A 15,437-nucleotide genomic window follows, 5' to 3' on the forward strand; every position below is an offset into this window, starting at 1 on the left:
ATCCCCGGAAGCTTACACCAGTAAGCGACCGGGGTGAGCAGGAGACGCCAACGCCGCTATGACGTGAAAGACGCCGGGAAAGTTAGATTTTACCAACCAGGTCCAAAGACGGAGCCAGCGTCGCATCGCCTTCTTTCCATTTCGCCGGGCACACTTCGCCAGGGTGAGAAGCAACATACTGCGCCGCTTTCACTTTACGCAGCAGGTCAGACGCGTCGCGGCCGATGCCTTCAGCGGTCACTTCGATAGCCTGGATGATGCCCTGCGGGTCAACGATAAAGGTACCGCGGTCAGCCAGACCTTCGTCTTCACGCATGTTTTCGAAGTTACGGGTCAGGGCACCTGTCGGGTCGCCGATCATCGCGTATTTGATTTTCGCAATGGTGTCAGAGCTGCTGTGCCATGCTTTGTGGGTAAAGTGGGTATCGGTGGAAACAGAGTATACGTCCACACCCAGTTTCTGCAGTTCGTCGTAGTGATCAGCCACGTCGCCCAGTTCGGTCGGGCATACGAAGGTGAAGTCAGCCGGGTAGAAGAAGAAGACGCTCCAGCGGCCTTCGGTATCTTTCTCGGTTACTTCGATGAACTCACCGTTTTTGAACGCCTGGTTTTTAAAAGGTTTAATCTTGGTATTAATTAAGGACATCTATACTTCCTCCGTGTTTTCGTTGAGGTGTAAGTTAACGAACTTTGTGTGACAGGGCTAATGCGTTTGCATTATCAAATCAATAAGCGTTAGCTAACAACCCGCAACAAGCAACCTTGTGAACGATCAATTTGCCAAACGTAAAAAGGCCACCGCGACGGGTGGCCTCGATACCTGAAATACCCGTGGGTGCTTCAGCGCCAGCAAGCTGGCAATGTGTTGCGCTCATAACCAAAGGTCATCAAGCAAATCGATTAGACCATCCCCGGCGCCCCGCGACAATGCCAACCGGACGGGGTCTTATCTATGGCTGTGATAGGTTTGCCCTAAGTTGAATTTTACCCATTGATTTTATAAGGATTTTTATGTTCAAGCGCCTGTTAATGCTGACATTGCTCCCGCTCACCCTGCACGCGGAAGAGCTGCCCGCGCCGGTAAAAGCCATTGAAAAGCAAGGCATCACCATTATCAAATCCTTTGACGCACCCGGCGGCATGAAAGGCTATCTTGGCAAATACCAGGACATGGGGGTCACCATTTACCTGACACCGGACGGCAAACACGCCATCTCCGGCTATATGTATGACGAGGCAGGCAGCAACCTGAGCGAAAAATTGATCGCCAAAGAGATCTACGCGCCTGCCGGGCGCGCGCTGTGGCAACAGATGGAAAAAGCCGACTGGATCCTGGATGGTAAAAAAGAGGCACCGCGGGTGGTGTATGTGTTCGCCGATCCTTACTGCCCCTATTGCAAGCAGTTCTGGCAGCAGGCACGCCCGTGGGTAGAGTCCGGCAAAGTGCAGATCCGTACCTTGCTGGTCGGCGTGATCAAACCGGAAAGCCCGACCGCGGCGGCCGCCATTCTGAGCGCGAAAGATCCGGCGAAAAGCTGGCACGACTATGAGCAATCCAACGGCAAAATGGCGCTGACCTTGCCCAAATCCGTCCCGCCGGAAATGATGAAAAAACTGAACAGCAATCAGAAAATCATGGACGATCTCGGCGCAAACGCCACGCCTGCGATCTACTACATGAATGAAGATAACGTGTTGCAGCAGGAAGTCGGCCTGCCGGATGCTGAAAAACTGAAAACCATCATGGGCGACAAATAACGGCGACGCAGAGCGCGCCGCCGAAGAGGGTTACAGTTTACACAGGCGCTCTGCCGCTGCCAGCAGCGTCGATTCCTGTTTCGCAAAGCACAGACGAATAAGCTTGTGCGGGAAGGGATCGGCGCAGAACACCGACAGCGGGATCGCCGCCACGCCTACCTCTTTCGTCAACCACTGGCAAAAGCTCACGTCGTCAAGATCGGAGATAGCGCTGTAATCCGCCAGCAGGAAATAGGTGCCTTCACAGGGCAAAATCTCCAGCTTGCTGTTGCTGAGCGCATTGACCAGTACATCGCGGCGGGCGCGGTAAAAGGCCGGTAATTCACGATAATGCTCAGGCGCAGCACGCAGCATATCCGCAAGCGCCAGCTGCGCCGGTGTATTGACAGAAAACGTCAGGTATTGATGCACCTTGCGCAGCTCTGCGCTGATGGCGGCTGGCGCCACGCAGTAACCCACTTTCCAGCCGGTCATATGATAAGTCTTACCGAATGACGACACCGCCACCGCCCGCTCACGCAGTTGCGGATGCGCCAGCACGCTGGCATGGCCCTCTTCGGCAAAGCAGATGTGTTCGTAGACTTCATCGCTGATGACATAAATTTCACGATCGGCAATCGCCTGCCACAGCGCGGCAAAATCCGCATTACGCCACACCGTGGCCGACGGGTTGTGTGGCGTGTTGAGGATCACCAGCCGCGTGCGATCGCTCAGTAGCGTGGCAAATTCCTGCCAGTCGACGCGAAACTGCGGCGGCTGCAACGCAATGCGCTTCAGCACTCCGCCGGAAAGTTCCACTGCGGGCGCATAGCTGTCGTAACTGGGATCAAAGCAGATAACTTCATCACCCTGACGCACCAGTGCCGTAATGGCCGCATACAATGCTTCCGTCGCCCCAGCAGTCACCGTGATGTCGCTATTCACATCCGGTTTATGGCCGTACAGCGCTTCGGTTTTATCGGCAATGGCTTCGCGCAACGCCTGCACGCCTGTCATCGGCGCGTACTGATTCGCCCCCTGCGCCACGTGGTGCGCCAGCCGCTCCTGCAAAAAGCGCGGGCCGTCGAAATCCGGGAAGCCCTGCGACAGATTAATCGCCTGATGCTGCTGCGCCAGCGCGCTCATTTGCGTGAAGATGGTGGTGCCAAGTGCGGGAAGTTTACTCTCAGGAATCAGTGGGTTATTACTCATCGTTGCGTGCCTGCTTGTAATACTCATGTTGCTGCCACTATAACACGATGTTAGTATTTGGCAATCAAGACGCTTAGACGTCTATACGATAACAATATTCCTTATAAGGAAGGGTTATGACAGACAACCTGCAACTCCATGAACTCGTTTCCGCCTGCCACTGGCTGGGTGCGAAAGGCTGGGCGCCAGCCACCGGCGGCAATATGTCGGTGCGCCAGGACGCCGACTGGTGCTGGCTGAGCGAGTCCGGTAAAGACAAAGGCAGCCTGACCACCGCAGACTTTTTGCAGGTTTCCATTGCCGACAATCATGCGCCTTCCGGCCGTAAACCCTCGGCGGAAACCGGGTTGCATACCCTGATTTATCGCCTCTACCCGCAAGCCAACGCGGTGTTGCATGTGCATACCGTCAACGCGACGGTGCTCTCCCGCGTGGAGAGATCCGCCGCACTGCAACTCACTGGTTACGAGATGCAAAAATCCCTGCGCGGGCAGACCAGCCACCTGGACACCGTGCCAGTGGCGATTTTCGATAACGATCAGGATATCGACGCGCTGGCAAAACGCATTGAAGACGCGGCACAAACCCACCCGCTACATTATGGTTTTCTGCTGCGCGGTCACGGGCTAACCTGCTGGGGGCGCGATGTCGCCGAAGCCCGCCGCCATCTGGAAGGGCTGGAATTTTTATTTGAATGCGAACTGCAGCGCCGCCTGCTGGAGAGACTATGATCCGCGCTATCGTTACCGATATTGAAGGCACCACCAGTGATATCCGCTTTGTGCATAACGTGTTGTTTCCTTACGCCCGCGAGCGTCTGGCCGCATTTGTCACCGCAGAGCAGTATAAAGAGCCGGTCAGCACCATCCTGAACAATCTGCGTGAAGAAGTGGCGCAACCGGATGCCAGCGCAGCCGAACTGATCAATGTGTTGTTTGCTTTTATGGATGAAGACCGCAAGTCGACGGCGCTCAAAGCGTTGCAGGGGATCATCTGGCGCGACGGCTACGTCAACGGCGATTTTACCGGCCACCTTTACCCGGACGTGCTGCCGCAGCTTGAAAAATGGAAGGCTCAGGGCGTTGATCTGTATGTATATTCCTCTGGCTCCGTTGCTGCGCAAAAACTGTTATTTGGCTACAGCGACGAAGGTGATATTACTCATCTGTTCAGCGGTTACTTCGATACGCTGGTGGGTGCGAAGCGGGAGGTGCAATCCTACCGTAATATCGCCACACAGCTTGGGCTACCGCCCCCGTCCATTCTGTTCCTGTCGGATATTCACCAGGAGCTGGACGCCGCCGAAGAGGCCGGTTTTCGCACCACACAACTGATTCGCGGTGATGATGACGCAGCCAGCCATCATCATCAGGTTCCCTCTTTCAGCAACATTAAGCCGGAGCAGATACCTTCATGAGCGCACTGACGATTTACACCGATACCGATGCCAGCACGCCGGTGTGGCACAGCACAGAAGCGAGCGAAATCCAGCAGCAGCTGAACGCCAAAGGCGTGCGATTTGAACGCTGGCAGGCAGACCGCGACCTGGGCACGGACCCCACGCCGGAGACGGTGATCACCGCTTACCAGCACGCTATCGACACACTGGTGGCGGAAAAAGGCTACCAGAGCTGGGATGTGATCAGCCTGCGCGCTGATAACCCGCAAAAAGAGGCATTGCGCGCGAAGTTCCTTAACGAACACACCCACGGCGAAGACGAAGTGCGCTTCTTCGTGGAAGGCGCTGGCTTGTTCTGCCTGCATATCGGCGACGAAGTTTACCAGGTGCTGTGCGAGAAAAACGATCTGATCTCCGTGCCCGCAGGCACCCCGCACTGGTTTGATATGGGCTCAGAGCCGAACTTCACTGCAATCCGGATTTTTGATAATCCCGAAGGGTGGATAGCGCAGTTTACCGGGAGTGAAATTGCGGTTGGGTATCCAAGGTTGGGTTAGCATTTTTAGAGTTTCAGAAAAGAGGCATAGAGAGCTATGCCTTTTCCATCAACCTACCATCCTTAATTCACCTTCATATTTCTTAAGAATGTTTTTTATTTTATTGTACATATTAGTTTTTTCGAAATGTTGCGCTGAATAATAAAGCCGTAAATTTCTTTCTATCTTGTCTTGATTGATATTTTTATCATTTGTAAACTCGCCTTTATAAAGTTTACTTAAAACATTCGTGAAGTCATGTCCATTACAAACATGAAGCACATCTACCGTTTTTTGATCATACTCATCGTAAAGCATTGAAATATAATCATAATCCACTTCCTTTTTATACCTTTTTAATACATCACTTATAAAAATATCTTTATCAAAACTTATTCTAAAACCATCAAAATGTACAAAAGATTCAATATTCAAATTTGTAAAATTAAAACCAAAATCATGCTCAGCATTTATCCATTTCAAAACACCAATATAATAACAAACATCAAATATATTTTTCTCAATCTCTGAAATTAACGCATTTTCATCAAGAAACTCATAACTTTTAGGATTTGTATATTCGAAGAAAAAATTACGAATAAAACCACAACTAATCATCATCACTTCAATGTCATGAAAATCAGTGAGAACTATATCCTCATAGCTTCTATTTAATATTATATCAAAATCTGCATCACATACTCCATAGACTTTATCATTACCGGATTCACGCAATTTACGCACAGAATCAATAACAGATATTTTGCCCTTGCAGGGTGAATCATAATGAATTGAATCATGAAGTTCCAAACACTTAAACAATCCTATATCTGTTCTACCTTCTAATACAATTAATATTTTCCCGGAATATTTCTCACTCTTAAATAAAAGAATCATTGAGCCAACCCAATCAAGTTCAGTCGTGCTGTCTTTCAATGACATCATGATCAAATTTTCGCCCCATTCATATCGAATAAATCATGAGTAAGGTCCCATCGAGTGTTTATTATAGTTGGGGAATGTGTTGCAATTAAGATATTAATTGGTTTATTTATTTTTTGAATTTCACTCACAGCGCCGAGGAAATTTTTTTGCCAAGCCACATGAAGAGAGATCTCTGGCTCATCAATTAGGATCACGGTATTTTCTTTAGATTTAAATATCATATCATAGTAAATTATCACCTGATTTTGTTCGCCAGAAGATAAACTATCCAAAGGGATAACTTCATTTTCGTTATCTTCTTCAACAAAATAAAAACCTCTTTCTTTATTAACTTTTATTTTTTTGAAAGATAAAACACTATCGCTTATGATATTGACAAATAAATCTATTTTTTTATACAAATCAGAATAAGGCTCAAGTTTTTTTAATGCGTCTTCAACATATAAATTTAGCACTTCTCCATAAGCCGATGAAATTTCGGAAGAAAGAAAATAGTTCGATGAAAGACCATCATCTGATTCAATTAATTCATATTTCAGCAAATCTCCCTTTATTCTTTGAAGACCTCTAAGCCTTTCTGAGACATTGGCATGTCTACCACCACCAACAGAATTCTCTATTTTATCGAAAAGTCTGGTAGGGAAAGATGAGTCCAATCGTTGAGAAGTGATTGAGGCATTCAATGAAATTCTTGCCATCCTTTTTTTTAGATCTTCCGCCAGTTGGCTTATTTTTATTTCTTTTGATTCCAAATCTTGAAGACGCTGAGCTTTAATGAAAGTAGATGTTATATCACCAAAATACGATAAAAAAACCTCTTGCTTAATTCCTGTAGGATTATTTTTTTCATTAATACTTCTTAACCGAAGCTCTACCTTTTTACCTTTATCATCCATGAAGTAGACATCCTGTTCATTATTACCGGATATCCCTTCATTAATATGTTCCACTGTCACTCTATCTGTTTTTAAATCTGATAAGGTTACCATTAAACTTGCATTTTTTCTTTCAACACTTACAGATAAACCACCAGTAAATGATAAATAGATACTTTTAAACTTTATGGAAGATAAATTCTTATAGTCATTTTTTAGAATAGAGTCAATTATTCTCAACAGCATCGTTTTCCCGTAACCATTAGGCCCAGTAATAATGCTTATATCTTGTGATTCCAAAATAAGATTGTAATCTAAACGACCAAACAATCCTTGAACAATCATAGCCTTAATAGACATACCTTATGACCCCTATGATCTGATGAATACTATCATTCCATATGTAATAGTAAATCCCCTAAACTTCAGTACCTCACTGCATTTTTTTCATTTAAGGGAAAGTAATTTTTAGCTGCACTGATTGTATGACTGTTTTTACATAAAAGAAACTTAATATTATTCACAACGTCAAAAACCAGTTAGTACTGTCATTAACTAGGTTCTAAATATCAAAATATTATTATGTTAGTATTTATATTTTTTATTGACATATTACTATATAGCTAATAATAAACCATCAAAACTACATTTAGCGGATATTATTTATGATTCTATTTGGATCTAACCCCACTAATCTCGCCAAATGCACAAACTCAACCACGTCTAACCTTCTTTCACCACTCTCAATTTTGGCAATGAAAGATTGTGGACGACCAAGCGCCTCTGCGAGTTGAACCTGCGTGATGCCACGCTCTTTACGGGCTTTTTTGAGCGCTGTGATCACGCTCTGATACTGTTCTGAATAGATGGATGCCATGCGCTCGATTCCATGATAAATATCCCGAAATCGAATATCCACTCATTGCCATTTTATCCCAAAACGGGATAATTGAACGCATAACAACCTGTGTAAGGAGCACACAATGGAAGGTCATAACTGGCATCATGCAGATATCCTCGCAGCCCTGAAGAAACGCGGAACCAGTCTGGCTGCGCTATCTCGCGAAGCAGGACTGGCATCATCAACGCTGGCAAATGCATTACAGCGCCCATGGCCGAAAGGTGAATCTATTATCGCGAAAGCGCTTGAACTGGAGCCAGAAACTATCTGGCCAGAACGCTACAGAGATCAGAACGGAAACAAGATCGAACGACGTTTTCGCAATTCTTTTCGCTAATGAAGAGAGAAAAAGATTCGTTGCCCTATATTCTCATTTGCCCTCTCCTGCTTGAGGAGGGGGATCAGTACATTCGACTCATTCTGAATGAAAATTCGTGGAACCAAGTGATGGATGCATTGGAAAACCCGCCTAAACCGAATGCAAAACTCAAGCGCGCAGCAAATCGTTTGCGAAGCATAAAAACCTAAGTCCCCTATTATCACCCGACTTCAACGGCAATGCGTTGCGCGGATTTCATGCTTCACGCTGGAAATATTCCCCACCACAGACAACACTCGTTAGGCCGTTTTATGGGAGAAGGAACGAAACATGTCGGACGATTTTTACTGGATCAACGCGCCGCACGTCTGGCGCAAAACGCCGGACGGGCTCAGCGTCGTGACCGATGGCAACACCGATTTCTGGCAAACCACCTGGTACGGGTTTGAGCGCTTCAGCGGGCACGGTTTTGTGCACGACGTAACGGGGGATTTCACCTTTCAGGTGCGGATACAGGCGCGTTTCTCTGCGTTGTACGACCAGGCGGGTATTCTGCTGGTGGCAGACAAACAACACTGGCTGAAAGCCGGGATCGAGTTTAACGACGGCGCGCCAGCGATAGGCAGCGTACTGACGCACGGGCAGTCGGATTGGGCGACCGGTATTTTCCCCGGTGATGCGGGTGACTTCTGGCTGCGACTGAGCCGCAAAGGCGACGCGCTCAGGCTGCAATACTCCACCGACGGTCAGGTGTGGCCGCTGTTGCGGCTCTGCCCTTTTGCGCACACGCAGTGTGCCGTCGGCGTCATGTGTTGCACCCCCGAACGCGAAGGTCTGGAGGTGCGTTTTACCGATATCACCTTAACGCCATTGCAGGAAAAAGATCTTCACGATCTCTCCTGAGCATCAGGAAACGCCGTAGCCCGCCGGATACACTGGCTACGGACCTGACTCAGAACGTCTCCCAGTTTCCTTCGCCAACCGGGGCCGCCGTCTGAGCCACTGGCTGAGCGGCAACGGTACGTGTTCTATGTGCCTTACTTTCCCCCTCATGACCCAGTTTAAACAGGGAAATCAACCGGCTTAACTGGCCGGATTGTTGCTCAAGCGAGCCTGCTGCGGCGGACGACTCCTGCACCAGCGCGGCGTTTTGCTGGGTGGTGGTGTCCAGTTCGCTCATCGCTTTACTGATCTGATCAATACCGCGACTTTGCTCGTCCGAAGCATGGGAAATTTCAGTCATAATGCCGCTCACGCCTTCCACGGAAGAGACAATCTCTTTCATGGTTTCTCCGGCTTTGTTCACCATTTCTGAGCCGGAACTGACCCTGGCGACGGACTCCTGAATCAGCCCTTCAATCTCTTTGGCAGCCTCGGCGCTACGCTGTGCGAGGCTTCTGACTTCACCTGCCACCACGGCGAAACCGCGCCCCTGCTCCCCGGCGCGGGCCGCTTCCACCGCCGCATTCAGGGCAAGGATATTGGTCTGGAAGGAGATACCGTTGATTACGGTGATGATGTCTTTAATTTTATTGGAGCTTTCGGTGATGTTATCCATCGTGTGCACCACGTCCGACACCAGCTTGCCGCCGCTCTGCGCATTTTTCGCCGCCGTCTGGGCGAGGTTGCTGGCTTCGCGGGCGTTATCCGCGTTGCGTTTTACGGTGGAGGTCAGCTCTTCCATACTGGCGGCGGTTTCAACGACCGCCGCCGATTGTTCCTCCGTACGGGAGGCGAGATCGGTGTTGCCAGCGGCAATCTGCGACGAGGCTGATGCCACGCTGACCACCGACTCTTTGATTTGTGAGATCAGATCGCGCAGTTTCTGGTTCATAGCCGCCATTGCCGTGCTCAGGCGTCCCAGCTCATCGGTGGATTCCGCTTCAATAATGGCCGTGAGATCGCCCTGAGCAATGCTTTCCGCCAGCGTCAGGTTGTAACGGATCTGCCGCGTCATCTGTCGGGTTATCAGCCATGCCGTGACCATGCCAACCAGCACTGCACACACGGTGACCACCAGCAAAATGTAAATCACATTGCCGATCGAAGCATTGCTCTTCTCGGTCTGCATTTTCGCCAGGCTATTGGTGACAGTGTTGAGTTTATCCGCAACGGCCGAAAGCGCATCCGACGCCGTCTGGGCTTTTGCCAGCGCGGCAAAATACGCATCAATCTGGTGATCCAGATTCTGCAACTGGTTATGCACGTCATCCACCATCACCGTATCTGCCGTCCCCTCTCCCTGTTTTATCAGGGCGTGGAGCGCGTTGGCATTTTGCAGCGCCTCAGAGAACTGGCTCTTATCTTCTTTGCCGCGAGAGTCGACAATGCCGTCGGCATCTGCCTGCAACGCCGCCAGTAACATCATGTAATTGACGTCGTTTTTCTGCGGAGCCGCACTGCCTTTTATTGCATCGCTGTATTCCGTGAACACCGGGTGGTTCAGCGCCGCCAGAACCTGTTTGGCCTGCTGGGTCGCGGCATTTTCATCAGCCAGCAGGTTATTGCGCAACTCCACATAGCGCGGAAGCGTGGATTTCAGTTCTTCGAACAACAGTCCGGTGTCATGCTCCCAGATGAGGTTGCCGCCCTGCTCAATACCGGCCGACATCTTTTCAATGGCCGCCTGGTTTTCCGCCATCGTTTTTTGGTCATGATTAAGCTGAAAAACAAGGCGATTTCGTCTGGCGGTATTCAGATCCTCATTAATCTGTGTCACCAGTTGTGCTTTATCCGAGTGATCGCGAATAACCGATAGCTGATAAATACTTAATACAGAAGAAAGAATGATAATGGCGAGCAAAACAGAAAAGCCGCCAAATAACTTTGCCGCTACAGAAAGATTTTTAAACATAGTAATCTGACGTGCCATCTGCTTACTCCTCGACGCCCTGTATGAGAATGATGACAACAGATAAATGCCGAAAACACCGGGTTAGCCTGCTTAGTATTATCAGGCTAACCTCTGGTGCCGCGACATTAATGCTGTGTACTTGATGCTATATCTACTATCGGCACGCCGCGCTTTTTTAATTAGTCAAAAAACGCATTAAAAAATAGTATTTATATTTTTCACCATTAAATAAAACCACGATCACATTTTATTTTATATGATATATCAAGAGGATTAAAACCACCTACTTAGAATATATTATATACAATTATCAAATACCCACAACATACGTTATCTACTGTATTAAAACACTATTTCAACATAGTTATTTATTATAATGGCGCAGATCAAAAAATATCCGACTTTTACGTAAACAGTCGTGAAGATTTCAGTTAGGACGCCGATATAAAAAAGGTCTCCTCTCTATGGAATGCATCTGAGGCCCATTATGACCATCCTGAAAAAATTGTTATTTGTTTTTATAGCCACGTTTATTGCAATAATTATACTGGGTAGCCTGAGCATCAGGGCTTTAGATAAAGCGCAGGAACGTTTTGATTACGTTATAGAAAACAGCCTGCCAAGCATCAGTAAATTGAGTGAAGCTCTGCAGCACCGCGAGGAAGCCAGACGCCAGATTTTAATGTCGTTGCTTGTTAGCGATGAAAGCGTGTTTACTAAACACATGACGCAAGCCAAAAGCGAATTGAGTAAGACCAAAGATATCCTGGATTTTTACAAAGCCAACCTTATCAGCGATAAAATAGATGGCGAATTACAGCAAAAAGCCAGCGACTCATTTGATGACTACGCACAAAAAATCGATGCGCTGGTCACGACCTATCACAGCAGTGGTATTGATGCCGCCCGTAGCATGGTTTCTGACGGGGGAATAACAGCCGCAGCCTCCGTTGCATTAAGCACTAATTTAAATGGCATGCTAACGCACAACTATGATATTGCTAAAGAATATGCAAAAAACAACCACGCACAATATATCAGTACCTTCTGGCTACTGGTTGGCACCATTATTGGTTTAGTGGCGCTGGTTGCCGTTTTCGCAACGTCTATTCTTAGCTATCTGAATAAAGGTTTAAAAAACCTGCAGACCAGTATGGGCACCATCAGTAACACGCTGGATTTAACCGTAAAAGTGGATCTGCATAAAAAAGATGAACTTGGCGCAACCGCAGAAAGTTTTAATAACCTGATGGATAAAATCCGCCAGGTGCTGGCAAGCGTAAAAGATGCCAGCAACGAAGTGGATATTGCCGCCAGTGAAATCGCCAAGAGTAACGATGATCTCTCTTCCCGCACGGAGTCTCAGGCTTCGTCGCTGGAACAGACTGCCGCCAGCATGAACGAGCTGTCAGTGACGGTGAAACACAATATGGACAATGCCCAGGAAGCCAATGCGTTTATTGGTCGGGTTCAGTCTATGGTCAATGAAAGTCATCGGGAACTGAGTTCGCTGCAAAAATCCATTGATGATATTTCTGCTTCTTCGGCGAAAATCTCTGAAATTACCGACATTATCGACGGCATTGCTTTCCAGACCAACATCCTCGCGCTGAACGCAGCGGTGGAAGCAGCCCGCGCCGGGGAGCAAGGCAAAGGCTTTGCGGTGGTTGCCGGAGAAGTACGTTCCCTGTCGCAGCGCTCCTCCGTTGCTGCACGGGATATTCGCGGGTTAATCGATGAAGCGATCAAAAATGTGGGTCAGGGGGTCAATTATGCGGCGAACGTCACCACGCGCATGAACGATGCATTGGGCGCAGTCGATGAAACCACGGTGCTTATCAATCAGGTCAATAACTCCTCCACCGAGCAGAGCCACGGCATCGAGCAGGTGAATATCGCCGTCAGCCAGATGGAGGGGAATTTGCAGCAAAACGCCGCGATGGTGGAAGAGATGGCCACGGCAGCAAACTCCCTGAGCCACCAGGCCGGGAAACTGCTCAACGATGTGAATGCGTTTAAGTTGTAGCCACAGAGCCGGGTGTTTCGCGCATCCGGCTACCCTACTCGCTTATCCAGGACTGTCCCGGGTCCGCTAACCTCTATCGGCACAAAAGCTGGCGAATGGTCAGAGGTCCGGAACGTTCACGACGCATGCTGCTGTCTGCGTAACTGACTAAGCTTGCGATACCTCTGCGGCGGCATCCCCACATATTTGCGAAACGTACTGTAAAAACGGCTGCTGGAGCCAAACCCGGCGGTGAGCGCAATATCGAGTATGGTTTTGTCCGTGTCGCTGAGCAGCGCGCGCACATGGTTGATGCGCATAGCGGTAATGTACTGCTTCATGGTGAGTTGCATCACCCGCTGGAAGATCCCCATCGCATAGTTGGGATTCAGCTTCACATGCTCGGCAATCGCATCAATGGTCAGCATCTGGTCATAATTGACTGCAATAAACTCCAGCATCTGACTGACATAAAACTGCGCGTGGCGCGAGACGCTGTTTTTGTGGGTGCGCGAGGTCTTATTCACCAGTATCGGCTGCCAGCCGGAGAGGCTAAAGCGCTTAAGCATCAGGGCGATTTCGTCGATGGCCAGTTGATGGATCTGTTCGTTATCGCTGTTGAGATCGTTCTGCCAGCGCTGCACTTCAAACGCGCTCAGCTGCTGCGCCGCCAGGGATTTGATCACCATCCCGTGCGTCACATGATTAATCAGCTCGCGATCCAGCGGCCATGACAAAAACAGATGCATCGGCAGGTTGAAAATCGCCATCTGCTTACACTCACCGGGGCGCGTAAGCTGGTGCGGCGTACAGGCCCAGAACAGCGTGATATAGCCCTGCTTGATGCGCACCACCTCGTTATTGATCAGGTACTCCACATCGCCATCGAACGGCACATTCACCTCCACCTGCCCATGCCAGTGGCTGGCGGACATCGCGTGCGGCGCGCGCAGTTCAATCTCCATGCGCTGATACTCGGAGTACAGCGACAGCGGGCCACGGGTGGTTTTCTCATCCCCGCTGCACATATCTGCTCTGATCTGCTCTTTTGCCATCCTGCCCTCTTGCTGGATCGTCACTTTCGCGATTCGTTTCTCTCAATACTGTTCTATTTTAGTTAAAGGTATTGCCGTTAACTCTGCTTAACCGCCTATTTTTTCCCGAAAACTCAGATCCAACGCCGTATATAGCGCAATCTGAGTTTCCGGGAATGCACCCGCAGGAACAAGGCAGATGGCGCACAAGGCGCGTGCCACGCTCAGGAAGAACAACCATCACCAGGGAGAATGCACATGCCTGCTGCAAAAATTACCTTTATCGGCGCCGGTTCAACGGTATTTGTTAAAAATATCCTCGGCGATGTTTTTCAGCGCCCGGCGCTGAAAGATGCGCACGTCGCCTTAATGGATATCGACGCCACCCGCCTGGAGGAGTCGCACATTGTGGTGCGCAAGCTGATGGACTCTGTCGGCGCGAACGGGCAAATCAGCTGCCATACCGACCAAAAGACCGCCCTGAAAGACGCCGATTTTGTGGTGGTCGCCTTTCAGATTGGCGGCTATGAGCCCTGCACCGTCACCGATTTTGAGGTCTGCAAGCGTCACGGCCTCGAACAAACCATTGCCGACACGCTTGGCCCTGGCGGCATTATGCGGGCGCTGCGCACCATCCCGCATCTGTGGCAAATCTGTGAAGACATGACCGAGGTCTGCCCGAACGCCACCCTGCTTAACTACGTCAACCCAATGGCGATGAACACCTGGGCGATGTATGCCCGCTATCCGCATATCCGTCAGGTTGGCCTGTGCCACTCGGTGCAGGGCACAGCGGAGGAACTGGCACGCGATCTCGATCTTGATCCGGCGTTATTACGCTACCGCTGCGCCGGTATCAACCACATGGCGTTTTACCTGTCGCTGGAGAAAAAACAGCCCGATGGCAGCTACACCAGCCTCTATCCGGAGCTCCACCAGGCCTGGGCCGATAAACGCGCGCCAAAGCCGAACATGCACGGCAATCCACGTTGTCAGAACATCGTGCGCTACGAAATGTTCCAGAAACTGGGCTATTTCGTCACTGAATCCTCCGAGCACTTCGCCGAATACACCCCGTGGTTTATCAAGCCGGGGCGTGACGATCTGATCGCACGGTATCAGGTGCCGCTGGATGAGTACCCGAAACGCTGCGTCGAACAACTGGCGAACTGGCAGAAAGAGCTACAGGAGTACAAAACCGCCGACCGCATCACCCTCAAACCGTCGCGCGAATACGCCAGCACCATTATGAACGCCATCCACACCGGCGAGCCGAGCGTGATTTACGGCAACGTCCGCAATGATGGCCTGATCGACAACCTGCCGCAGGACTGCTGCGTGGAAGTCCCCTGCCTGGTAGACGCCAACGGCATCCAGCCCACTAAAGTGGGCAAACTGCCCACGCATCTGGCGGCGCTGATGCAAACCAACATCAATGTGCAAACCCTGCTGACGGAGGCGATCCTCACGGAGAACAAAGACTACGTGTACTACGCAACCCTGATGGATCCGCATACCGCCGCCGTACTGGGTATTGATGAGATCTACGCGCTGGTGGACGACTTAATTGCCAGTCACGGCGACTGGCTGCCCGCCTGGCTGCATCGCTAATGCGCAACG

Annotated in this window: 16 protein-coding genes; 9 read left to right on the forward strand and 7 right to left on the reverse strand. The window is 49.7% G+C overall.

Going from position 1 to position 15,437, the window contains the following annotated elements; translation table 11 throughout:
• Positions 1 to 82: 82 nt before the first annotated feature.
• On the reverse strand, positions 83 to 646 hold the full coding sequence (ahpC, locus tag N7922_RS17660; RefSeq protein WP_061494418.1) for an alkyl hydroperoxide reductase subunit C: 564 nt from the start codon (positions 644 to 646) through the stop codon (positions 83 to 85).
• A gap of 365 nt (positions 647 to 1,011) precedes the next feature.
• On the opposite strand from ahpC, the gene dsbG reads away from it, so the two are divergent.
• The gene (gene dsbG / locus N7922_RS17665) at positions 1,012 to 1,758 is read left to right on the forward strand and encodes a thiol:disulfide interchange protein DsbG (RefSeq protein ID WP_263097545.1); all 747 of its coding nucleotides are present in this window, start codon (positions 1,012 to 1,014) and stop codon (positions 1,756 to 1,758) included.
• A 30-nt stretch (positions 1,759 to 1,788) separates the two neighbouring features.
• On the opposite strand, the gene N7922_RS17670 is transcribed toward dsbG, so the two are convergent.
• Positions 1,789 to 2,949 carry a pyridoxal phosphate-dependent aminotransferase gene (locus tag N7922_RS17670; RefSeq protein WP_263097546.1) on the reverse strand — a complete coding sequence of 387 codons (1,161 nt, stop codon included), beginning with the start codon at positions 2,947 to 2,949 and terminating at the stop codon, positions 1,789 to 1,791.
• Between the two features lie 116 nt (positions 2,950 to 3,065).
• On the opposite strand from N7922_RS17670, the gene N7922_RS17675 reads away from it, so the two are divergent.
• Genes N7922_RS17675 through N7922_RS17685 form a run of 3 tightly spaced genes read left to right on the forward strand, consistent with a single transcriptional unit; the run spans position 3,066 to position 4,905 of the window.
• Positions 3,066 to 3,680 (forward strand): methylthioribulose 1-phosphate dehydratase, encoded by a 615-nt coding sequence (locus N7922_RS17675; RefSeq protein WP_263097547.1) that lies wholly within the window; start codon positions 3,066 to 3,068, stop codon positions 3,678 to 3,680.
• On the forward strand, positions 3,677 to 4,366 hold the full coding sequence (mtnC, locus tag N7922_RS17680) for an acireductone synthase (protein WP_263097548.1): 690 nt from the start codon (positions 3,677 to 3,679) through the stop codon (positions 4,364 to 4,366). Before N7922_RS17675 ends, mtnC begins: the two co-directional genes overlap by 4 nt.
• On the forward strand, positions 4,363 to 4,905 hold the full coding sequence (locus tag N7922_RS17685) for a 1,2-dihydroxy-3-keto-5-methylthiopentene dioxygenase (protein WP_263097549.1): 543 nt from the start codon (positions 4,363 to 4,365) through the stop codon (positions 4,903 to 4,905). Before mtnC ends, N7922_RS17685 begins: the two co-directional genes overlap by 4 nt.
• A gap of 48 nt (positions 4,906 to 4,953) precedes the next feature.
• Here N7922_RS17685 and N7922_RS17690 read toward each other — a convergent pair whose 3' ends face one another.
• The 3 genes from N7922_RS17690 to N7922_RS17700 form a co-directional block, all read right to left on the reverse strand.
• On the reverse strand, positions 4,954 to 5,829 hold the full coding sequence (locus N7922_RS17690; RefSeq protein ID WP_263097550.1) for a DUF4435 domain-containing protein: 876 nt from the start codon (positions 5,827 to 5,829) through the stop codon (positions 4,954 to 4,956).
• A gap of 2 nt (positions 5,830 to 5,831) precedes the next feature.
• Positions 5,832 to 7,064 (reverse strand): AAA family ATPase, encoded by a 1,233-nt coding sequence (locus N7922_RS17695; protein ID WP_263097551.1) that lies wholly within the window; start codon positions 7,062 to 7,064, stop codon positions 5,832 to 5,834.
• 289 nt (positions 7,065 to 7,353) lie between these two features.
• Entirely contained in the window at positions 7,354 to 7,581 is a 228-nt protein-coding gene (locus tag N7922_RS17700) for a helix-turn-helix domain-containing protein (protein WP_263097552.1), read from the reverse strand.
• 106 nt (positions 7,582 to 7,687) lie between these two features.
• Between N7922_RS17700 and N7922_RS17705 the strand changes: the two genes are divergently transcribed.
• The 3 genes from N7922_RS17705 (at position 7,688) to N7922_RS17715 (ending at position 8,827) form a co-directional block, all read left to right on the forward strand.
• Entirely contained in the window at positions 7,688 to 7,942 is a 255-nt protein-coding gene (locus tag N7922_RS17705) for a helix-turn-helix domain-containing protein (RefSeq protein ID WP_263097553.1), read from the forward strand.
• A gap of 110 nt (positions 7,943 to 8,052) precedes the next feature.
• Positions 8,053 to 8,133 (forward strand): DUF1778 domain-containing protein, encoded by an 81-nt coding sequence (locus tag N7922_RS25325; protein ID WP_411554281.1) that lies wholly within the window; start codon positions 8,053 to 8,055, stop codon positions 8,131 to 8,133.
• A gap of 121 nt (positions 8,134 to 8,254) precedes the next feature.
• Positions 8,255 to 8,827 carry a DUF1349 domain-containing protein gene (locus tag N7922_RS17715; RefSeq protein ID WP_263097554.1) on the forward strand — a complete coding sequence of 191 codons (573 nt, stop codon included), beginning with the start codon at positions 8,255 to 8,257 and terminating at the stop codon, positions 8,825 to 8,827.
• A 49-nt stretch (positions 8,828 to 8,876) separates the two neighbouring features.
• On the opposite strand, the gene N7922_RS17720 is transcribed toward N7922_RS17715, so the two are convergent.
• Complete coding sequence (locus N7922_RS17720; RefSeq protein ID WP_263097555.1) at positions 8,877 to 10,796, reverse strand: methyl-accepting chemotaxis protein; 1,920 nt, start codon at positions 10,794 to 10,796, stop codon at positions 8,877 to 8,879.
• 469 nt (positions 10,797 to 11,265) lie between these two features.
• On the opposite strand from N7922_RS17720, the gene N7922_RS17725 reads away from it, so the two are divergent.
• Complete coding sequence (locus N7922_RS17725) at positions 11,266 to 12,804, forward strand: methyl-accepting chemotaxis protein (RefSeq protein ID WP_263097556.1); 1,539 nt, start codon at positions 11,266 to 11,268, stop codon at positions 12,802 to 12,804.
• A 116-nt stretch (positions 12,805 to 12,920) separates the two neighbouring features.
• Here the strand turns inward: N7922_RS17725 and melR are convergent, their stop codons facing one another.
• Positions 12,921 to 13,838, reverse strand: a complete 918-nt coding sequence (melR, locus tag N7922_RS17730) for a transcriptional regulator MelR (protein ID WP_263097557.1) — start codon at positions 13,836 to 13,838, stop codon at positions 12,921 to 12,923.
• Positions 13,839 to 14,075: 237 nt separating this feature from the next.
• On the opposite strand from melR, the gene N7922_RS17735 reads away from it, so the two are divergent.
• Entirely contained in the window at positions 14,076 to 15,428 is a 1,353-nt protein-coding gene (locus N7922_RS17735) for an alpha-glucosidase/alpha-galactosidase (protein WP_263097558.1), read from the forward strand.
• Positions 15,429 to 15,437 lie beyond the last annotated feature (9 nt).

The sequence above is a fragment of the Kosakonia sp. ML.JS2a genome, assembly GCF_025642095.1.
Classification (GTDB): Bacteria; Pseudomonadota; Gammaproteobacteria; order Enterobacterales; family Enterobacteriaceae.